This window comes from Caballeronia sp. HLA56, from assembly GCF_054655155.1.
The window spans coordinates 1,173,885-1,193,615 of the sequence record NZ_BAAHOB010000002.1 but is presented as its reverse complement, the minus strand read 5'-3'; the positions used below and the strand labels follow the sequence as shown (position 1 = coordinate 1,193,615).

16 protein-coding genes are annotated in these 19,731 nt (G+C 63.8%); 13 read left to right on the top strand and 3 right to left on the bottom strand.

The features are described from left to right. Positions 1 to 123: 123 nt before the first annotated feature. Positions 124 to 2,556, bottom strand: a complete 2,433-nt coding sequence (locus ACYQ47_RS11790; RefSeq protein ID WP_459905460.1) for a two-partner secretion domain-containing protein — start codon at positions 2,554 to 2,556, stop codon at positions 124 to 126. 344 nt (positions 2,557 to 2,900) lie between these two features. Here ACYQ47_RS11790 and ACYQ47_RS11785 point away from each other — a divergent pair, with 344 nt between their 5' ends. The 11 genes from ACYQ47_RS11785 to ACYQ47_RS11735 all read left to right on the top strand — a co-directional run bounded on the left by ACYQ47_RS11785 (position 2,901) and on the right by ACYQ47_RS11735 (position 13,416). Further along, positions 2,901 to 3,179, top strand: a complete 279-nt coding sequence (locus ACYQ47_RS11785) for a hypothetical protein (RefSeq protein WP_459905459.1) — start codon at positions 2,901 to 2,903, stop codon at positions 3,177 to 3,179. A gap of 69 nt (positions 3,180 to 3,248) precedes the next feature. Then, positions 3,249 to 4,493, top strand: coding sequence for an urea ABC transporter substrate-binding protein (locus ACYQ47_RS11780; protein WP_244830228.1), 1,245 nt, complete (start codon positions 3,249 to 3,251; stop codon positions 4,491 to 4,493). A gap of 14 nt (positions 4,494 to 4,507) precedes the next feature. Beyond that, the gene (locus ACYQ47_RS11775) at positions 4,508 to 5,380 is read left to right on the top strand and encodes a branched-chain amino acid ABC transporter permease (protein WP_250468144.1); all 873 of its coding nucleotides are present in this window, start codon (positions 4,508 to 4,510) and stop codon (positions 5,378 to 5,380) included. Next, complete coding sequence (locus ACYQ47_RS11770) at positions 5,377 to 6,420, top strand: branched-chain amino acid ABC transporter permease (protein ID WP_244830230.1); 1,044 nt, start codon at positions 5,377 to 5,379, stop codon at positions 6,418 to 6,420. The genes ACYQ47_RS11775 and ACYQ47_RS11770 overlap by 4 nt, the downstream gene beginning before the upstream one ends. After that, positions 6,417 to 7,142, top strand: a complete 726-nt coding sequence (locus ACYQ47_RS11765; protein ID WP_244830231.1) for an ATP-binding cassette domain-containing protein — start codon at positions 6,417 to 6,419, stop codon at positions 7,140 to 7,142. Before ACYQ47_RS11770 ends, ACYQ47_RS11765 begins: the two co-directional genes overlap by 4 nt. Next, positions 7,139 to 7,855: an ABC transporter ATP-binding protein gene (locus tag ACYQ47_RS11760; RefSeq protein WP_244830232.1), complete on the top strand. Its 717-nt coding sequence runs from the start codon at positions 7,139 to 7,141 to the stop codon at positions 7,853 to 7,855. The genes ACYQ47_RS11765 and ACYQ47_RS11760 overlap by 4 nt, the downstream gene beginning before the upstream one ends. Positions 7,856 to 7,898: 43 nt before the next feature. Continuing rightward, complete coding sequence (locus ACYQ47_RS11755; protein ID WP_250511125.1) at positions 7,899 to 9,434, top strand: amidase; 1,536 nt, start codon at positions 7,899 to 7,901, stop codon at positions 9,432 to 9,434. Positions 9,435 to 9,474: 40 nt separating this feature from the next. Further along, a complete protein-coding gene (locus ACYQ47_RS11750) occupies positions 9,475 to 10,224 on the top strand; it encodes a DeoR/GlpR family DNA-binding transcription regulator (protein WP_244830234.1) in 750 nt (249 codons plus the stop codon). Continuing rightward, a complete protein-coding gene (locus ACYQ47_RS11745; protein WP_459905458.1) occupies positions 10,199 to 11,509 on the top strand; it encodes an allantoate amidohydrolase in 1,311 nt (436 codons plus the stop codon). The genes ACYQ47_RS11750 and ACYQ47_RS11745 overlap by 26 nt, the downstream gene beginning before the upstream one ends. Further along, positions 11,506 to 12,462, top strand: coding sequence for a phosphotransferase (locus tag ACYQ47_RS11740; protein ID WP_459905457.1), 957 nt, complete (start codon positions 11,506 to 11,508; stop codon positions 12,460 to 12,462). Before ACYQ47_RS11745 ends, ACYQ47_RS11740 begins: the two co-directional genes overlap by 4 nt. 12 nt (positions 12,463 to 12,474) lie before the next feature. Continuing rightward, positions 12,475 to 13,416 (top strand): phosphotransferase, encoded by a 942-nt coding sequence (locus ACYQ47_RS11735; protein WP_459905456.1) that lies wholly within the window; start codon positions 12,475 to 12,477, stop codon positions 13,414 to 13,416. Positions 13,417 to 13,658: 242 nt separating this feature from the next. Here the strand turns inward: ACYQ47_RS11735 and ACYQ47_RS11730 are convergent, their stop codons facing one another. Beyond that, positions 13,659 to 15,842, bottom strand: coding sequence for a hybrid sensor histidine kinase/response regulator (locus ACYQ47_RS11730; RefSeq protein ID WP_309958433.1), 2,184 nt, complete (start codon positions 15,840 to 15,842; stop codon positions 13,659 to 13,661). A gap of 514 nt (positions 15,843 to 16,356) precedes the next feature. Here ACYQ47_RS11730 and ACYQ47_RS11725 point away from each other — a divergent pair. Next, positions 16,357 to 17,907, top strand: coding sequence for a GGDEF domain-containing protein (locus tag ACYQ47_RS11725; protein WP_309848008.1), 1,551 nt, complete (start codon positions 16,357 to 16,359; stop codon positions 17,905 to 17,907). An 18-nt stretch (positions 17,908 to 17,925) separates the two neighbouring features. Here ACYQ47_RS11725 and ACYQ47_RS11720 read toward each other — a convergent pair whose 3' ends face one another. Next, positions 17,926 to 18,645 (bottom strand): GNAT family N-acetyltransferase, encoded by a 720-nt coding sequence (locus ACYQ47_RS11720; protein ID WP_459905455.1) that lies wholly within the window; start codon positions 18,643 to 18,645, stop codon positions 17,926 to 17,928. Positions 18,646 to 18,739: 94 nt separating this feature from the next. Between ACYQ47_RS11720 and ACYQ47_RS11715 the strand changes: the two genes are divergently transcribed. Next, on the top strand, positions 18,740 to 19,699 hold the full coding sequence (locus ACYQ47_RS11715) for a GlxA family transcriptional regulator (protein ID WP_459905454.1): 960 nt from the start codon (positions 18,740 to 18,742) through the stop codon (positions 19,697 to 19,699). The last annotated feature ends 32 nt before the right edge of the window (positions 19,700 to 19,731 follow it).

Below are 19,731 nucleotides of genomic sequence, written 5' to 3'. Positions count from 1 at the left end.
CCAATCTTTAGTGGCGGCTTGAGGCGGGACGCTGAAGCGCGAGGGCGGCTTCGGTAAAAATGGGGAGTTGCGGGCTGCCGGGCAGCTTGCGTCGTGACGTCACGGTGTTAAGTCGCTGGCCACTCAAAACGGCTCGGTCTGCCACCGCAACACAGGATGCGTCGCTCCCGCGGGCATTGCCCAGACGCCGTTCGTGCCGAAGTTATATGTCGGGCCAAAACTCGCTGTCTGGCTCATCTGGGCCGTAGTGCGTCCTTGCGAGGCGGGAACGGTATTGCCCACGGTGACGCCCGCCGGCGCGCCCGTCGTCTGCTTGTTCCAGTACACGTCCTTGCCGATCAAACCATCGTTCTCGAAGGCGATTCCGCCGGGCGGTGGCCCTTCGGTTACCGTCAGATCGTCGACTAGCATGCCTGTTGCGAACGACTGCGTAATCTTGCCTGTTTCGGTGTTGATCCGCACAAGCGCACCCGGCGCCGTTGCGCAGAGCGTGCCTCCACCGAAGCCGCAATAGTTCGGGCTGAATGAGGCGCTGCCCGTCGCGTACGACTGCGTAATCGTTCCAGCGTTTCCGTCGACCAGTCCACCGGAGCCATCCGTATGTGCGTAACCTTCCACGTCGCCCGTCGCATAGGATTGACTGATTACACCGGTGATAGCGTTGACCGCAACGAGCCCGCCTGCATTCCCATCCGAACGAGCGCTCGCGCTGCTCGACGAACGTATGATAAGTCCGGCATTCTCTCCCACGAGACCGCCCGAACTGATCAGCGTGCCGCTTGCGTAGCCGCTAGAATGCGCGTTCACTATCGTGCCCTGATTAAGGCCCGCGAGCACGCCGACCGCGCCGTTGAAACCACCACCACTGCTCGCAGCGCTGCCATCCACGTTGATGTTGCGCACGACGCCCGTTGGGCCTATCACGCGGAACATTCCGCTTGCGGCGTAGCCTTCCGGTCCGCAGCATTCGCCCCGCTCGACGCTGTTCAGATTCGTGACGGTCCGACCCATGCCGTCGAATTGTCCGGTGAAGGGCGTCGCGACGCTGCCGATCTGCGTGCTGTAGCCGAAGGCCGAACGGTTCGCCGCAATGTCCTTCCCGAGCGCATAGTTACCGGCCAGATCGAGCACGACGTTATCCAGATCGGCAGGCGTATTGACGAGCTTGTATGCCGTCACCTGACCGACGAGCCCGCTGTAGACGGGCGCCTTCCACGCCCCGTTCGCGCGGATGGTTCCTCGCGTGAAGCTGCCGGTCATGTCGTAGAACGCGCTGACGGTCCCGGTGCTTTTCGACCAGTCGATGGTGCCGCCGTTCTTCACGCTGCCGCCGTTATCGATAGCCGATGCATCCGCGCGCAGCACGACGCTGCCCGAGCCCGCGTTGCGCAGTGTCGTGTGAGGCGCAATCGAGACGTTGCGATACCCCGCGAGCGTGAGACCGGCGGCGCCTTTCCACCGCATATCCGCCGATACGGCCAAGTCACCGTTCGTCCCCTGTCTGCCCGTCGTGGTCAGCGCAACCGAGGTTCCCGCGCCGAGGCTATCTTGCAGCGCGTGCGCCGTGGCTGACCGTACCGTGATCGATGGCGTCGCGATGTTCCACTGCGCGGCGTGCACTTCGGCGTTGTCGCCGAACGCGAGTTGCGCCGCTTGCGTATCGACCGTGCCGCCGCTGCCATCCGCGTTCTTCGCCGTGACGACCCCACGTTGCGTGACCTTGCCGTCGCCTGCGACCAGCCAGACGTGGCCATCGCGCGTGGCCGTGCCCGTCGCACGCACGCGCGTGCCTTCGCCCGCGAGCGCGTAGACGTTGCCATCGGCGGCTTGCAGGTCGATCTGCGCGGCGTCGATGCGCCCCTTGTTCACGATCACGCCGTCGCTGCCCGTCTGCACGAACACCTGCTTGCTGCTCTTCGAGTCCTGCAGCAAGACCTTTTCGCCGACAGCCAATTCCGCCGTGCCTTTGGGCGCCTTCACGCTGCCGGCATTGACGACTGCGCGTTGCGCGATCAGGAACACGTCGCCGCCGCTCGAACTAATGCTTCCGAGATTGATGACGAAGCCATCGGTCTTGCCCGCCAGGGTGAGCGCGCCGCTGTTTTTCATGAAAGCGTCGTTGGCGACGTCCAGCGTCGAGGCGACGAAGCGCCCGCCCGTAGTGACGACACCCGAAGGCCCCACGACGATGCCCTGCGGATTGATTACGTAAAGGCCGCCCGTGGCGCTCAGGCGTCCGAGGATCTCCGAAGGCGAGCCGCCGGTCACGCGGTTGAGTGTCGCGCCCGTGCCGTTGTTGAACACGACCGCATTGCTTGTGCCGATGGAAAAGCTCTTCCAGTCGATGACGCCGCGCGTCGAGCCTGGCTGCGTGATGACGAGTTGACCGTTCTGCCCCGCGATGCTTCCCGCGCCCGCCGCATAGTGGCCTCCCTGCGGCAGAACACCGGCTGCCATCGCCGTTTGACCGACGATCGTCGCAGCGAGCGATACACCGAGCACAAGCGGCACGAGTCTCGAAGAAGCACGGAGGCGTTGCAGCGAAGGCGTAATCATGGACGTTCCTTTCCACATGTGGCGCATCTTCACGACGAACGACGCTTCGCCGTTGTTACTTCGACAACCGGTTCCCTGTGAAAGACGACGGGCGCGGTTCGTTCGCCGCGTCAGCGGGCGGGGCGGTCGCCGGCATGAATCGTGACCGTGCCGTGACGATTAACTGCACCAGGGAAGTGGGTCGAAAGCAGGCATCGGGAATACATCGGAATGCTAGGTATTCCAGGTCTGATCGGAATGCCCGAACGTTCGTCGAGCGTGGCAGATGTTGCCTTTGAATATAGTTTGGATCACGAGATTATTCAACTTGGCGGATACCCGCCATGAGGCTCGATGTTCGATGAATGTCGCGTCGTGTTGGCCTTGACCGCAGCATTGCCGACACGCCGCTGTCGCTCCGAGCCGCCTTCGCTCCAACCACGCATCGCGACACGGACATCGTCGATTTCGAACGCAAGCCGCGTACGCGCTTGAAGGGCGGACTCACCGCGCGCAGGGCCTACGAGCGCTCGGCCTCTTGCGAACCGATGAGCCGACTTGCGGCCATCGCGTCGAATGAAGTCCATTCCTCATACCAAGTCGATGCCCGATTTGCCCGTTCTGTGGTTTTTATTGACAAATAGTTTGCTTTATTTTGGCTTCGTACACTTGAACCGGGCAGATCACACACATCTCGCATGCGGAGCGGACAGATGACAATGGAATCCGGATCACGTCGTAAAGCGTTGAAGTTCGGTGCGGCGGCAGCCGTCGGCGCGCTGGTCGGGCCTTACGTGACCCGTAGCGCACAGGCGGCCGAACCGATCAAGCTCGGCAGCCTGCTCGACGGAACCGGTGCGCTCGGCCTCGAAGGCCGTCGCATGATTCAGGCAACCGAATTCGCCGTCAATCAGATCAACGACAAGGGCGGCCTGCTTGGGCGTCCCATCAAGCTGATTGCCTACGACACACAGAGCAGCATCCAGCTTTACACGCAGTACGCGCAGCAACTCGTCTTGCAAGACAAGGTGGACGTGATTCAGGGCGGGATTACCTCGGCGTCGCGCGAAGCCATCCGGCCGATCTTCGATCGCAGCAAAACGCTTTATTTCTACAACACGCAGTACGAAGGCGGCGTGTGCGACCGCAACGTGTTCTGTACCGGCACGACGCCCGCGCAGACGGTGAATCATATCGTCGACTACGCGATGAAGAACTGGGGCAAGAAGGTCTATATCATCGCCGCCGACTACAACTACGGTCATATCACCGCAAGCTGGATGACCAAGTTCGTGAAGGCCGCGGGCGGCTCGGTGGTCGCTACGGACTTCTTTCCGCTCGATGTCACCAATTTTTCATCGACGATCAGCCGCATTCAGGAAGCCAAGCCCGACATGGTGCTCTCGGCGCTCGTCGGCGCGAATCACGTCGGCTTCTATCGGCAATGGGCGGCGGCCGGCATGAAGTCGAAGATTCCGATCGGCGCGACCGTGTTCGGTCTCGGCGACGAACTCACCACCATGGATGCCGCGACGACCGACGGCATCATCACCTGCTTCGGGTTCTACAACAACCTCGGCACGCCCGCCGCCGATGCCTTCGTCAAAGGCATGCAGGCGAAGTACGGCCCGAGTCTGACCGACCTCGGCGAACTCGATACCGCGACGTACGAGGGCATCATGCTTTGGGCGGAAGCGGTGAAGAAGGCCGGTTCCGTGGAGCAGGCGAAGGTCGTGGCGGCGCTCGAAACGGGCATCACCATCGACGGGCCTTCGGGCAAGGTCAAGATGGACCCGGCCACGCATCACACCATTCGCAACGCTTATCTCGCGCGTCCGAAGAACCAGAAGTGGGAGATCCTGCAGACTTTCAACGACCAGTTCCCGTCCGATACCGGCGGTGCGTGCGACCTCATCAAGTCGCCGCGCACCAACAAGCAGTTCACGCCGCAAGTCTGAGCGGAGTCTAAGCGATGGCAACGGATCTCGTGGGATTGCTCGCCTTCAACGTGCTGACGGGCATCGCCACGCTCGCGTTGATCACGATCGGGCTGGGCGTCATCTACGGCATGATGCGCATCATCAATCTCGCGCACGGCGAGTTCATGATGCTCGGCGCATACACGGCGGTGACGGCCAGCACGGCCGGGATCAACATCTGGATCTCGATGCTGATCCTGCCGCCCATCGTGGTCGGACTGTTCGGGCTGCTGTTCGAGCGCGTCATCATCCGCTTTCTCTATGGCCGGATGATGGACACCATGCTCGCGACCTGGGGTATCAGTCTCGGGCTGATCGGGCTCATTACGTCGATCTTCGGCAACGTCATCAAGTCGGTGCCCATGCCCGTGGGCAGTTTCTCGATCGGGCAGTATCACGTGAGCGCCTATAGCCTCGTGCTGATAGGCGTCTGCGTGGTCGTGATGGTCGCGATGCTGCTACTCCTGCGCAAGACGCGCTTCGGCCTGATCCTGCGCGCCACCATGCAGAACCCGGCGATGGCCGCGTCGCTCGGCGTGCGGCCGTCGGCGGTATACATGGCGACGTTCTCGCTGGGCGCGGCGCTCGCGGGACTCGCGGGCGGCGTGCTCTCGCCGATCTCGGGTGTATCGCCGGGCATGGGTGCCGCGTATATCGCGAAGGCATTCATCACCGTGCTGGGCGGCGGTCCGGCGATCATCGCGGGCACCGGGCTCGCGGCGGGTCTCTTCGGCTTCATCAACGAGATCGTGTCGTTTCTGTCGACGCCGGTCATCGGCGACATCGCGCTGCTTGCTTCCGCGGTGCTCCTGATCCGCATCCTGCCGCAAGGCATCACTGGTCGATTCCTGAGGCGCAGTTCATGAAATCGCTTCGTCTGGGCGGCGCGGGCGCCGTCATCATCGTCGCGCTCGTCGTCATGTTCGCGTTGCCGAAAACCATCAGTGCGTTCGGCGTGATGCAGGCTACGCTCTTCGCGGCCATGGCGGTCTACGGCCTGAGCCAGGGCTTCGTGTGGGGCTACGCCGGCATCCTCTCGTTCGGGCAGGCGGCGTTCCTCGGCATCGGCGGCTATACCTATGCCATTGCCGCCATCAATCTCGGCGACACCACCGTTTCCGCCGCGCTCGCGATCGTCGCGCCCATGCTGTTCGCGGCCTTGCTCGGCTACTTCATGTTCTTCGGGCGTATCAGCGATGCGTATATCGGCGTGATCACGCTCACCGTGTCCGTGATCCTGTTCGAGTTGATGAACTCGACTTCGGGCAGCCAGTATCACATCGGCGAAGCGGTGCTCGGCGGCTTTAACGGTATTCCCGCCATACCCGTGCTCGCGCCGCCCGGCGCGCCCGACGAGCCGCTCGATCAGATCGGCGTGTGGTATGTCGCAATGGGCACGCTCATCGTGGCGTATGCGCTCCTCAAGTGGATACTCGCGTCGCGCTTCGGCCGCGTCGTCGTGGCGATCCGCGAGAACGAAACGCGCGCCATGCTGATCGGCTACGACCCGCGCGTCTTCAAGCTGCTCGCGTTCGTGACGGGTGCGGGCATCGCGGGGGCTGCGGGCTGTCTCTTCGCCAACTGGGGCGGCTTCATCAGCCCGACCGTGTTCGCGCTCACGATGTCCGCGCAGGTCATTATCTCCGTGCTGATCGGCGGGCTCGGCACGCTCATCGGGCCGATTCTCGGCGCGGTCGCGATCCAGTATCTGATCAACGTGGCGGGCACGCAGCATGTAATCGACCCGAGCCTCGGGCTCGGCATCGTGCTCGTGGCCTTCGTGCTGCTCGTGCCGCAGGGCGTGGTGCCGGTCGTGCGCTCGGCGATGTTGCGCGTGTTCAGCTCATCGAAAGAAGTCAAGGCCGTGGCGCCCAACGCGGCGGCCAACCCGGAATCACGCCCATGAACGCGCTTCCTCCGCTTCTTCAGGCCAAGGGCGTCACCATGCGTTTCGGTGGCGTGACCGCCGTGCGCGAGGTGGACTTCTCCTTGCGCGAAGTCGAACTGCGCTGCCTGATCGGACCGAACGGCGCCGGCAAGAGCACCTTCTTCAAGATGCTCACCGGGCAGCTCAAGCCGACCGAAGGCAGCATCCACTTTCGTAACAACGACGTGACCGGCAGCAATCCGCATCAGATCGCGCGGCTGGGCGTGGGCATCAAGACGCAGGTGCCTAATGTCTTCAACGGGCTTTCGGTGCGCGAGAACGTGTTCATCGGCGCGGGACGCAGGAAGTCGATAGCGCAGGCGCGGCGCATCGTCGATGAAACCCTCACGCGGCTCAAGCTCGACAGCATTGCGGACCGTATCGTGGGCCAGCTCGCGCACGGTCAGCGTCAGTGGGTGGAGATTGCAACGGTTCTCGCGCAGCAACCCGAACTCATACTGCTCGACGAACCCGCCGCCGGCATGAACCACGACGAAGTGCATCGCACGGCGGAGCTGATCCAGGAAATCAACCGCACGCAGGCGCTCGTGGTGGTGGAGCACGACATGCAGTTCATCCGCATGATCGCGCGCACGGTCACGGTGTTCTCGCAGGGCGCGGTGTTGGTGGAGGGTTCCGTGGATACGGTGCTCGCCGATCAGCGCGTCAAGGACGTTTATCTCGGGAGGCGCGCGGCATGAGCGACACGATTCTCTTCGAAGTTTCGCAACTCTGTTCGGGCTACGGGCGCATTCCCATTCTGAATCAGGTCAATTTCACGGTGAGGGAAGGCGAGCGCGTCGGCATTCTCGGGCATAACGGCATGGGCAAGACCACGCTTTTGCGCACGCTCACCGGCCATTTGCCGACCACGGCCGGACACGTGCGCTTCAACGGCGCGGACATCACGCATCTGTCGGCGACGGCGCGGGCGAAAGCGGGTATCGGCTATGTGCCGCAAGGGCGCGAGATCTTCCCGCAGCTTTCGGTGATGGAGAACCTGCGTGTCGGATGCTTGTTGTCGAAGCGCGCGGAAGGCGAAACCATCGAGGACATTCTCGGGCTCTTTCCGCGGCTCAAGGCTTATCTCGACCGGCCGGGCGGCGCGCTGTCGGGCGGCGAACAGCAGTTGCTCGCGCTCGCGCGATGCCTGTGCGGCGGCCCGAAGATCATCTTGCTCGACGAGCCGACCGAAGGCATCCAGCCATCGATCATCGATGAAATCATCGACACGTTGAAGAGCGTGGCCGAAGCACGCAGCCTGACCGTGCTGCTGGTCGAACAGAACCTCAACTTCATCGCGTCGCTGTCCGAGCGCATTCTGATCCTGCAGAAAGGCACGGTCACGCGCGAGATTCCGCCCGAGATCGTCACCGATCCCGCCATGCTCGACGAGTTCGCGGGCATTGCCTGACGCGCCTTCCTTCCGCCAATCCATAAGCAAGCGATCAAACATCATGACGAAAACTATCGATGTAACCGAGCTGACGGTCGAACAAGTCCAGGCCGGCTTTGCGAGCGGCGCGTTCACGTCGGAGACGCTGACGGCCGCGTTCCTCGATCGCATCGCGACCTACAACCCGCGCTACGTGGCGCTCAACTTCCTGAACCCCGCCGCGCTCGACGATGCCCGCGAGATCGACCGCCGCCGCGCCGCTGGCGAGGCTCTCGGGCCGCTCGCTGGCGTGCCGGTCGTGGTCAAGGACACGATGGACATGGCAGGCTTTCCGACGACCGGCGGCTGGACGCTGCTCTATAGCAAGACGGGCGGCGTGGACCTGATGCCATCGACGGATTCGCCGGTCGTCGCCCGCATGCGCGCGGCGGGCTGCGTGATCCTCGGCAAGACCAACGTGCCGGTGCTGAGTGCCACCGGCTCGCACGCCAACGATAGCTGGGCGGGTCCGACGCTCAATGCCGTCGATACCGCGTTCATGCCGGGCGGCAGCAGCGCCGGCACGGCCACCGCCGTGGCGGGCAGCATGGCCGTGCTCGGTCTCGCGGAAGAAACGGGCGGTTCGATCCAGAATCCGGCGTCGGCGCAGGCGCTCGTCGGCATCAAGCCGACCTTCGCGCTCGTGCCGAATGCAGGCGTGATGCCGCTTGCGGGCAGCACGCGCGATGTCGTCGGTCCGATCGCCCGATGCGTACGCGATGCCGCGCTCACGCTCGATGTACTGGCCGGATTCTCGGCGGAAGACTTGAAGACGGTGGCGGGCGTCGGCATGAAGCCCGCTGGCGGCTATGCCGCGGGACTGCGTGAAGATGCGCTCAAGGGCAAGCGTCTAGGCTTGTACGGACCGGGATGGCGGGATCGCGCGTTGTCGGAAGAGACGCGTCACTTGTACGAGCGCGCGCAGGCGGAACTCGAAGCGCGCGGTGCGGTGCTCGTCGACGATCCCTTCGCCGGCAGCGGCTTCGCGGCACTCGGCATGCCCGCGCCAGGCTCCGATTACTTCGACGCGCGCGGCATGGAAAGCCTGCCCTACGACATGCAGAAGTACCTCGAACGCCTGGGACCCGGCAACACCATCACGACATGGACGCAATTCGTCGAAGCGACGCGCGCCGAAGATCCGTTCGGCGCAACGGGCGTGCTGACCTATATGTCGAGCCTGCCCGACATGGCCGCCAATCTGCGCGATGCAGCCGCGCCGCCTGTCATCGATGCCTTCTATGCGTTGCGCGAAACCTATCTCGCCATCTTCGAAGACGTGATGACGAAGCACGCGCTCGACGGCCTCGTATTCCCGCAATTGCGCGACGCCTTGCCGCCGCGCGAGGGAACCGAGACGCTGCACGAGACCACGGTCTGCGAAATCAACATCGCCGGATTGCCCGGCGTGACCATTCCCGCCGGCTATTACGAATCGGGTTCGCCGTTCAACCTGATCTTCGTGGGACGGCGCTTCAGCGAGCCGGCGCTGCTCGCCATGGCTTACGATTACGAGGTCGCCGGACGTCATCGGCGCGTCCCCGAACTGACCGCTTGAGGAGCGCGCGAGAGACGAGGCAGTTTCCAGTAACGAGACCATGTCCGAGCACCGCTACCAAGAAATTCTCACCCGCCTTCGCGACGAGGGCCGCGTTTCGGTTACGCCGCTCGCGAAGATACTGGACGTCGCCGAGGAAACCATCCGGCGCGATCTGAAGGAACTGGAGCAAAGCGGCTTGCTGCGCCGCATCTACGGCGGCGCCGTGTTGCCACGGCTCGATGTCGAGCGGCCCGTGACCGAACGCGGCAAGGTCAATGTAAAGGGGAAGGCGCGCGTGGCGGAACTTGCGGAACCGCTCATCGAAGACGGCATGTCGGTGTTCATCGACTCGGGCACGACGACCATTGCGTTCGCGCGGCGGCTGATCGGCCGTAACGTGACGGTGACGACCAACTCCATCAACATCGCGCTCTTGCTCGGCACGAGCGTGAGCCGCGTCAACCTTACGCCGGGCATGTTGCGCGGCAAGGACAACGCGCTAGTGGGTTACGAGACGCTCGCTTATGCAAGACGCTTTTTTTACGATGCCGCGTTCATGGGCATCGCGGCGTGCGACCTGAAGCACGGCTGGATGGACTACGAGGAACACGAGTCCAATTTGCGTGGCGTGCTCAAGTCGCAGACACGTCATTCGGTGATTCTCGCGGATATCGACAAGTTCGGGCGCGAAGCTTATCTCAACACCTTTCCCATTTCCCAACCTGTCACGGTGGTGTGCGACCGCGCGCCGCCCAAGCCTTTCATGGATAAATTCGCCGAGCATGACATCACAATCATTCATGCCTGAGGCGCTCGGCGCGGGTGAACCGGGTACGCTTGCGGCCTTGCTGACGCGCTTTGCCGCGTTCGGCGGCTTGAAGACGGGCGGCGTCACGCGCCTCTGTGCGAGCGCGGCAGACGGCGCGGCGCGCGATGCCTTCGCCACGCTGCTTCGCGATGCCGGCGCGCATGTCGTCACCGATGCGGTGGGCAACCAGTTCGGCGTTTTCACCCTGACCGACGCGGCGGCCGATGCGCCGCTCGTCATGATGGGTTCGCATCTCGACAGCCAGCCGCGCGGCGGACGCTTCGACGGTGTGCTGGGCGTGCTTGCCGCGTTCGAGGCGGGCCGCCGGCTGATGCTGGCCAAGCGCGCGGGCGCATCTTTCAACGCCAACTTCTGCGCGGTGAACTGGACGAACGAGGAGGGCGCGCGCTTTCGTCCGAGCTTGCTTGGCAGCGGCACGTTCACCGGCAAGATCGCCGTGGCCGATGCCCTTGCCAGTATCGACGACGACGGCGTGACGCTCGCCGCAGCGCTTGCCGCCATCGGTCATGACGGCGTGGATGCGCCGCCGCCCGTGCCCGCGTGCTATGTCGAAATGCATGTGGAGCAAGGCGGGTTGCTCGAAGCCGAATCGGTGCCTGTCGGTGTGGTGACGCGCAACTGGGGCGCCGCGAAAATGGACGTGCGCTTCATGGGCGAGCAGGCGCACACGGGGCCCGCCAAGATGCACGCGCGCCGCGACGCGCTCTTCGCTGCGTCAAAGCTGATCTGCGACGTGCGCGCCATCGCGGACGAATGGCCGGAGCGCATCCATACGTCTGTCGGCAGGCTCGTCGTGCAGCCGAACTCGCCGAACGTGGTGCCGGCGCAAACCGACTTGTCCGTGGAACTGCGCGCCGTGGATAACGCCATTCTTCGCGAAGCCGAAGCGCGCATTCTCGCGTGCATCGACGAAGCCGCGAAGCGCGCGAACGTGGGCGTGCAAATCCTGAGCCGCACGAGCCGGCCGATCCGAGAACTGCCGCCCGCAGTGGGCAATCTCGTGCGGACTTGCGCGCGGGCGGCGGGCGTGCAGAGCCGCGACATCGACACCATTTCGGGCCACGACGCGTTGAGCCTGCTCGATGTCTGCCCGACCGGGCTCATGTTCGTGCCGAGCGTGGGCGGCATCGCGCATAACGAGAACGAAGAAACACATGGCGAGGACCTCGACACGGGCATGACCGTGCTCATGGGCGCGGCGTATCGCTTGTGTGTATCGCGCGGCGATCCGGTCGCGGCGGCCGCCTGGGAGCCTCGGCGATGAACACGACCGCGCGCGAGCGCAACCCCGCCGAAGTGGCGGCCAGAGCGGCCGCAGCGGCAATCGCCTCAATCGATGCATGGCGCGGTGTCGACGTACGTCACGAGCCCGCGTTTGCGCCGGTCATGTCGCCGATGCATCGCGGCGTGTCGCATAGCGCCTGGCGCGTGCGCGTGGACGACAGCGCGACGTTCTTCATGAAAGTGGCGCACGGCGATCTGACAGAATTCATCGATACCGGCGCGTCGTTTCTTGCGGCGCGAGCGGCGGCATCGCTGGGTCTCGCACCGGCGGCGCACTACGTGAGCGAAGCACACGGCGCGACCGTCTTCGACTTTCTCGATGACGGCTGGCGCACCGCGCATCTCGACGATCTCGCACGACCCGCCACGCTCGACGCGCTCCTGCAAGCGAAGCGCGCCATCCATTCGCTGCCTGCGTTTGCGCGCACGACGAACGTTTTCGAGCGTATCGAGCATCTTGCCGAAGGCATGCCGTTGACGCCGGATCAGGTGTCATGGGTCGATCTCGCGGGCGACTTGCGCGCGGCAATCGACGCGGCCGGTGCCGACGTTCGCCCTTGCCACGCGGACGGCGTGACATCGAACGTCATGCTGCACGACGATGGCGCACTCATGCTGGTGGACTTCGACGAAGCCGCGAACACCGATCCCGCGTTCGACCTGGCCGTCACGTTGAATGAAGTGCTTGGCTTCGGACACGACTGGATGCAGGCCATCGAAAAGTCGATGGGCGCCGCCTCGGAACGCATGCTCGCGCGCTGCCGCGCCTACGCGTTCGCCGACGACTTGCGCTGGGGCTTGTGGGGCATGCGCATGGACCGCGACTCGCCGCGCCGCAACGTTGAATTCCTCAAGTATGCGCAATGGCGGTTGCTGCGTTGCTCCATGGCGCTGCCGCGCTGGAACCTCGACGCCGCGCCGGCATCGATTTGAGAGGTCATGCTCATGCAAATCAAGACGATGGGCGCCGCCGCGTGCGACGCCGAGCGCGAGGTGGAAGCGGTGCTTGCAAGGATCGAACCGTGGTCGGGCCGCGCGTTGCGCTATGCGCCCGTGTTGGGCGGCATCAGCAACACGAACTGGCGCGTGTGGGTCGACGGCGAAGCGCAAAGCTATTTCGTCAAGGTGCCGGGCCGGGGCACGGAGCAGTTCATCGACCGCAAGGCTGCGTTTGCCGCAAGCCGGCTCGCGGAGCAGATCGGCATTGGTCCGCGTCTTTACGACTATGCTTTCGAGCAGGGCGTGGAGATCAACGATTTCGTCGAAGGCCGCGCGACCTGCTCGAACCGCGACTTTCTGGAGCGCAACGTGCGCGCTTCGGTCATGCACGCGTATCGCACGCTGCACGGCGCGCCGCCATTGCCGCTCACGAAGACCATTTTCGATCTGATCGATGAACACGTCGCGCAAGTGCATGAAGTAGGCGGCACGCTGCCCGCCGACTTCGCGCTGATTCACGCGCGCTATCGCGAGGCGCGCGCGGCGCTGGAGGCATCGGGACTGGATATCGTGCCGTGCTTCAACGATCCCATGCCGGGCAATTTTCTGCGCGACGATGCGGGTACGATCTTGCTTATCGACTACGAATACGCATCGAATAACGACCGCTGCTATGACATCGGCGCGCTCTCCGGCGAGATGTTCTTCACGGCCGACGTGGAAACGGAACTGGTCGAGACATACTTCGGCCGCGTGAGCAACGACGTCATGGCACGCGTCACCGTGCACAAGGCGCTCGCCGATATCAAGTGGGCCACTTGGTCCATGTTGCAGAACGAAATCTCCACGCTCGATTTCGACTACGCCAAATACGGCGCGTGGAAGTTCATGCGCGCACGCTCGGTGATCGAGGCGCCGCGGTGGCAAGACTGGTTGCGCAGTCTTTGAAGAAAGTCGTCGAGCGTTACGACCGTCCAAAAGAAAGGGCGTGCTCTCGCACGCCCTTCAAGTCGCCACGCAGCGAATCAGACTTTTGACAACCCCCTGGGACTGCAGCGCTTTATGTGATCGACGATCGCCTGAATCAGCGGCAGTCTCTTGCACAATCAATCCGTGACCAGATTAACGACCGAAAGGTCGCGGACTTGAGAAAACTTGCGAACGCCGGTTCGAAATTCAACGCTCAAGTTTCACGCATGGCGTGACGATAGCGCCACGCCCTTGAGCAACATGTCCAGATCGTCTGCGTTGAACGGCTTCGAAAGCACGGCGACACCGAGCCGTCGCGCCTGTTCGAGATGCTCCGCATAACCCGTCATCAGCGTCACGGCCTGCTTGGGGCGTTGCCGCTTGATCCATTCGACGAGGCCGATGCCATCGCAAGTTCCGGGCATCTGGATGTCGGACAGAACGAGGTCGAATTCGAGGCCTTCTTCCAGCACCTTGAGCGCGGCATCGCCGGAAGGCTCGTGACGCGCGCTCCAGCCGAGCACATCGAGAACGGCGACGAGCCCTGCCGCCACTTCCTCGTTGTCTTCGACGAGCAGTATGGTGGACTTCGCGCCGCCCGGTTCGATGGCACCCTCGCGCTCCGCCGGAGATGCTTCCGTGACGCCCGCCGTCCAGTGCGGAAGGTAGAAGAAGATTGTGGTGCCGCGCCCGACATCGGTTTCCACGCGTGCCTTGCCGCCCGCCTGTTCGGCCATGGCGAGCACTTGTGCAAGGCCGAGCCCGGTTCCCGCGCCAGCCTGCTTGGTGGTGAACAACGGCTCGAACGCGTGCTGCGCGACTTCTCGCGTCATGCCGGTGCCGCTGTCCTGGCAGGAGAATTCGACATACTCGCCGGCTTCGAGCTCGTAGCGCCCTTGAGATAACGCCACGTTCCTGCAGCGAACGACAAACGTGCCGCCTTGCGGCATCGCGTCCTTTGCATTGACCGCGATGTTGATGATCGCCGAAGTGATCTCCGACGGATCGACCTTGATCGGCCACGACGCCTCCGCCACTTCGATCTGCACGGCGACCTTGCTGCTTACAGCCGAGCGGATCAGCGCCTCGGTTTCGAGCAGCCACGCGCCGGGTAGCAGGGTCTGCATCTGCAACGGCTGTCGGCGCGCCACGCTCATGAGACGGCGCGCGAGCGCCCGCGCGCTCGTGGAGGCGCGCTCCACTGCATCGATCTCGTTCTTGACGCCGTTGTAGTTCTTGCGCCGGACGATCTCCATGTTGGCCGTCACGACCATCAGCAGATTGTTGAAGTCATGGGCGACGCTCGCGACGAGATTGCCGAGCGCGCCCATGCGCTGCATCTTGCGCGTGGCTGCTTCCGCCGAGCGGCGCCGCGACAGCTCGCGCCGCCAGTTCTGCCAGGAGGTTTCCTCCGCGCGAAGACGCCGCAGCGAAAACACGATCAGCACGCACAGACACATGCAAGGAATTAGCGCGACGGCCACGAGGGACATGTCGTCGCGCAGCCAGTTGCTGACCACATCGTCGATTGCGTAGCCGGCGGAAACGTAGACGGGGTACTGACCGGCGCGCCGGTACGCGAGCATCTTGCGGGTGCCGTCCAGCGGCGAATCGATTTTGATGATGCCCTGTTCCGCCCCTCGCGCGAACGCGGCCGCGAGAGGCTCGTGCTTCGGTGGCGGGTTCGCCAGACGTGGCGCGGGCAGGCGAAGCAGAATGCCGCCATCGGCGCGATAGAGGCCGACCGTCAACGCAGGCGTCTCGGCGATGAGCCGCTGATAGAACTGCAGCAAGTAGGAGCGATGCAGGGAAACGACGATGGCGCCGAGAAAGCGCCCGTCGGGAGCGGTGCGGGCGGCGAGCGTGTTCACGATATCGGTGCCCTGAACGCGGCCGCGCTCGGGCAGCGAGACATAGAGCTGCGAGGAGGCCGCGCGCGTCGCCATGAAGTCGCCGCGGTCGCCGATAGAGACGTCGGGCGTCGGGGAGAAGCGGCTGCTGACGATCAACTGGCCGTTTTTATCGACGATGGAGAGCGCGACGACCTGCGGATGATTGGCGACGAGCGCTTCGAGTTTCCTGTGCAGGCTTGCCTGTTCGCGCAGAATCTGCCGCTCGTCCGCCGTTCCGACCACGTCCTGGACGCGCGAGATGAGGTCGCGGTTCGAGTCGAGCAGATTGGTGAGTTTGCCTTCCGCGACCCACGCCAGCCGATTGAGTATCTCCGACTGCTCCGCGACCGCACGTTCGTAGGTGTAGTAGGCGTAAAGCGCCGACAGACTCAGCGGCACGACCACCGAGGCGGTCAGCGCGAGGACGAGCCGCCGGCGGGCAGCCCTGAAATTGAGCGGAGGAAACGAAACCCGGTCCGACGGGTCGGAATGTTGAGTCGCGAACTCAGTCATTAAACACCCCGGTCACGCTAAGGGGAGTCATCCGACGCCGGCACATGTTTGCGCGAAACATCGATTCAAATTCCTTGGCGGTGGCGCGCCCGCGACCTCCTGCCCGTATCACGCCTGGTTTCTAGCTGCGGATGTTCGCTCCGCTAAGCTTGCTCGCATCGTGCCGAAGGGGGCTTTGTCAGGCGAACGGGAAAGGTCTGGACGTCGTAAGACGTACCTACTATTTCATAATACTCATACGGTTGATGGTAGCACGCCTTGTTGCCGACTTAATTGCCTGTGGTTTTTTGATTGCTAGACGGCAGCGGAATGGCCGTGGCGCTTGGCTCCGGCTCCGGTAAACTCCGCGTTCATCGTTTGGCCGGCACGGGCTCAAAAGTTGCGCAATCTGGCCGTAAACCTTGATGCGAGCCGCGCGGACAGCGAGCAGAAGTCCGCTATACCGGCTCTTTAGCAACGAATAAGAAAGCGAGTCGTCGAGCGTCGCGTGGCGGGGTTCGGCAGGAGAGAATCGTTGGGACCGTGGTTCAAGAGGAGCGTCCGAGCAGAAAGCCCGGCATCGTGGGTCGACAGACACTCGGTGCTGGTTGCGCTCGGCGCGACACTGGCGAGCGTCATCGTGTTGATCGCCACCGTCGCGGTGCTGATCTCGAGCCGCGAGGAAGCCATCGCGAAGGCGCGCCGCACGTCGGCGAACGTCGCGGTGGCGCTCGCGCGCGACATGTCGAGAAACCTCGAAATCTACGATCTCTCGCTGCAGGCCGTCGTCGACGGCATGGCGGACCCGACCATATTGAAGCTGCCGCCTGAACTGCGCCGGCAGATTCTCTTCGACCGTTCGACCACCGCCGCTTATATCAGCGGCATCTATGCGCTCGACGAACACGGCCGGATCGTGCAGGGCCGCGCGCGGCTTCTTCCGACCGTCGATCTCTCCGATCGGGATTACTTCACGGTGCATCGCGCCAATCCGAATGTCGGGCTCTTCATCTCTAAGCCGTACGCGTCGCGTCTGCGAAACGGCGCGCCATCGATTGCCCTCAGCCGGCGGATCTCCAAAGCCGATGGCAGCTTCGGCGGTGTCGCGCTCATCTCCATCAACCTCGATTACTTCCAGCAACTGGTGGATGACATCAGGCTCGGCCACGAAAGCGCGGCGACGATCGTACAGAGCGATGGCGACATCGTCGCGCGCAATCCGAAGCTGCGTCCGGGCAGCGTCAGCAGCATTCGCGGCTGGCCGATCTTCTCGAAGATGTTCGGCGTCGAGAGCGGCTCGTTCGACGCGCGCTCGCCCGTCGACAACGTCGACCGCATCATGACGTTTGCGCGCGTGCGCGGCAGCAATCTCGTGATGATGGTGGCGCTCGGAAAGGACGACGTGACCTCGGAATGGCAGCAGCACTCGCTTATCATCGGCACGCTGGTGGTGGCCGTGGCGGGCGCGTTCACCATCGTGGTCTGGCTGCTGGTCTTCGCGGTGCGCCAGCGCGACGCGGCGCAGGCGAAGCTCGTCGAGATCGCGGACACGGACGGTCTGACCGGCGTCGCCAACCGCCGCAAGCTCGATGCGGCGCTCGACGAACTCTGGACCTCGGCGGCGCGCGAAGGTTATCCGGTCGCGCTGCTTTTCGTCGATGCCGATCGCTTCAAGGCTTACAACGACACGCACGGCCACGAAGCCGGCGACCGGGCGTTGCAGTTCATCGCCGAATGTCTCGTGAAGCATGCGAGAGGACCGCACGATCTGGTCGCGCGCTACGGCGGCGAGGAGTTTGTCGTGGCGCTCGCCGACTGCACCCGCAGCCGCGCGGAGGCGGTGGCGGAGGCCATGCGTATCGATGTGGCCAATTCGAACGGCGCGCGACTTCGCCAGCAATTTCCTCCGACGACCGTGAGCATCGGCGTGGTGGTGGCTCGACCCGATAGCGGCTCGACTATCGACGACGCCATGCGCCGCGCCGACGAAGCCTTGTATGTGTCGAAGAGCGGCGGACGCAATCGCGTGACGCTCGCGGCTGTGTCCGAGAAGCGGCGCGGCGAACCGGTCGGCACCGCGCCTTGATGCCTGACGCCTGATGCTTCAAATCGATTCGCGCGAGGCCGCATGCTCGACTCGCGCGAGATGAAACGCGCGCCGCAACTCGAAGCCGAGACGTTCATATAGACCGATAGCCGCGAGATTGTCGCTGAACACGTGCAAGAACGGTGTCTCCGCGCGCGCCTCGATCTCTCGTTGCAGGATCTGCATGAGCCGCCCGGCAAGGCCTCTGCCGCGATGCGTTTCATCGACACATACGGCGCTGATCTCGACGTGACCATCCAGATGCAGGCGTTCACCGGCCATTGCAATGAGCCGCCCGTTGTCTCGCACGCCGATGTAATTGCCCGTCTCGCGGGTCCGCACGGAGAACGGCCCGGGCCGCGTTCTTCCGGCAAGATCCAGCATGTCGTCGTTATCTGCCTGCGTGAGTCGGATCACATCCAGCTTTTCGACGCTTGTGGCTTTGGGCGCTTTGCGAATGTTCGCGACCATCTGATGAAGGATGCCGACACGCGTTATCTGCAAGGCATCGTATGACGGCAAGGGCTCCGTGGAGAGCAAGGCTACTTGCTGCCCAGGCTGCAGAAGGCGGTGAAGGGCGTCATACGCATCCGGCGTTGCGGTTGCCAGCGCGGCGAACGGCGCGACGTCGGGATGATATCGACGAACGAGCGTGTCGCCGAGCGCGAGGTGTGCGTGTCGGGTCGTCAGCGCCTCCCAGATAGGGCGGTCGAGGTCGGCAGGTTTCGGATGGCTCATGGGCGCTCCAATGGCGTGTGATTGCTGTGCAGTCTAGACGGCCCGGGCGCACGGGGCTATAGTCGCAAATGACATTATTAGCACTATTTGCGACATGAGACTGGCAATCCTCGCGCTCGACGGCCTGTTCGACACCGGACTGACCGTGTTTCTCGATACCTTTTCGATGGCCAACGAAGTGGCCGCCGCGCAAGGGTTCGAGGCCGCGCCGTTCGAGGTGAGGCTCATCGGCATGCGCAGACGTATTCGCACCGCGCATGGCTTGTCGACTTCGGTCGAATTGGCGAGCAGCGCGCCGTCGCCGGACTGGATCGTCGTGCCCGCGCTGAACGTGAGGCAGCCGGAGCGGCTTGCCGAGGCGCTCGAACGTCGCGACACGCGCGAGGCGATCGCTTATCTGCAAGCGCGGCACGCTGCGGGCGCGGGCGTAGCGGCGGCGTGCATCGGCACGTTCATATTGGCCGAAGCCGGTTTGCTCGATCATCGCAAGGCCACGACCACATGGTCGCTTGCACCGTTTTTCCGACAGCGCTATCCGGCCGTCATGCTCGACGATTCGCGAATGGTCGTCGCATCGCAAGGCGTCGTCACGGCGGGCTCCGCAATGGGTCATCTCGATCTCGCGCTATGGTTGCTGCGTCAGGCGAGTCCCGAACTGGCGACGCGTGTCGCTCGCATGATGCTCATCGACAAGCGTGCGTCGCAGGCGGAATACATCATCCCCGATCATCTTGCGCATGCCGACCCTTTGGTCGCGCGTTTCGAGCGATGGGCGCGCGACAATCTCGCGGCGGGCTTTTCGCTTCAGGCGGCGGCGAGTGCCTTGTCGGTCGGGCCGCGCACGTTGCAGCGCCGTACCGAGTCGGTGCTCGGCAAGTCGCCGCTGGCGTTCTTTCAGGATTTGCGCATAGAACGCGCGCAGCACCTCGTCGCTATCGGCTACGACATCGAGAAGATTGCAAGCGAAGTCGGCTATGCCGATACGGCGACCTTGCGCACCTTGCTGCGCCGCAGGCTCGGCCGTGGCGTGCGCGAGTTGCGCGCCGGGCGATAACGCCAGGCATCGGGCGACCACGAACATAAAAC

Coding starts and splice junctions, on each gene's coding strand:
- ACYQ47_RS11785 (WP_459905459.1), top strand. CDS start 2,901: ATGTCGCGTCGTGTTGGCCTTGACCGCAGCATTGCCGACACGCCGCTG.
- ACYQ47_RS11755 (WP_250511125.1), top strand. CDS start 7,899: ATGACGAAAACTATCGATGTAACCGAGCTGACGGTCGAACAAGTCCAG.
- ACYQ47_RS11720 (WP_459905455.1), bottom strand. CDS start 18,645: ATGAGCCATCCGAAACCTGCCGACCTCGACCGCCCTATCTGGGAGGCG.
- ACYQ47_RS11790 (WP_459905460.1), bottom strand. CDS start 2,556: ATGATTACGCCTTCGCTGCAACGCCTCCGTGCTTCTTCGAGACTCGTG.
- ACYQ47_RS11770 (WP_244830230.1), top strand. CDS start 5,377: ATGAAATCGCTTCGTCTGGGCGGCGCGGGCGCCGTCATCATCGTCGCG.
- ACYQ47_RS11740 (WP_459905457.1), top strand. CDS start 11,506: ATGAACACGACCGCGCGCGAGCGCAACCCCGCCGAAGTGGCGGCCAGA.
- ACYQ47_RS11715 (WP_459905454.1), top strand. CDS start 18,740: ATGAGACTGGCAATCCTCGCGCTCGACGGCCTGTTCGACACCGGACTG.
- ACYQ47_RS11745 (WP_459905458.1), top strand. CDS start 10,199: ATGACATCACAATCATTCATGCCTGAGGCGCTCGGCGCGGGTGAACCG.
- ACYQ47_RS11775 (WP_250468144.1), top strand. CDS start 4,508: ATGGCAACGGATCTCGTGGGATTGCTCGCCTTCAACGTGCTGACGGGC.
- ACYQ47_RS11760 (WP_244830232.1), top strand. CDS start 7,139: ATGAGCGACACGATTCTCTTCGAAGTTTCGCAACTCTGTTCGGGCTAC.
- ACYQ47_RS11780 (WP_244830228.1), top strand. CDS start 3,249: ATGACAATGGAATCCGGATCACGTCGTAAAGCGTTGAAGTTCGGTGCG.
- ACYQ47_RS11735 (WP_459905456.1), top strand. CDS start 12,475: ATGCAAATCAAGACGATGGGCGCCGCCGCGTGCGACGCCGAGCGCGAG.
- ACYQ47_RS11765 (WP_244830231.1), top strand. CDS start 6,417: ATGAACGCGCTTCCTCCGCTTCTTCAGGCCAAGGGCGTCACCATGCGT.
- ACYQ47_RS11750 (WP_244830234.1), top strand. CDS start 9,475: ATGTCCGAGCACCGCTACCAAGAAATTCTCACCCGCCTTCGCGACGAG.
- ACYQ47_RS11730 (WP_309958433.1), bottom strand. CDS start 15,842: ATGACTGAGTTCGCGACTCAACATTCCGACCCGTCGGACCGGGTTTCG.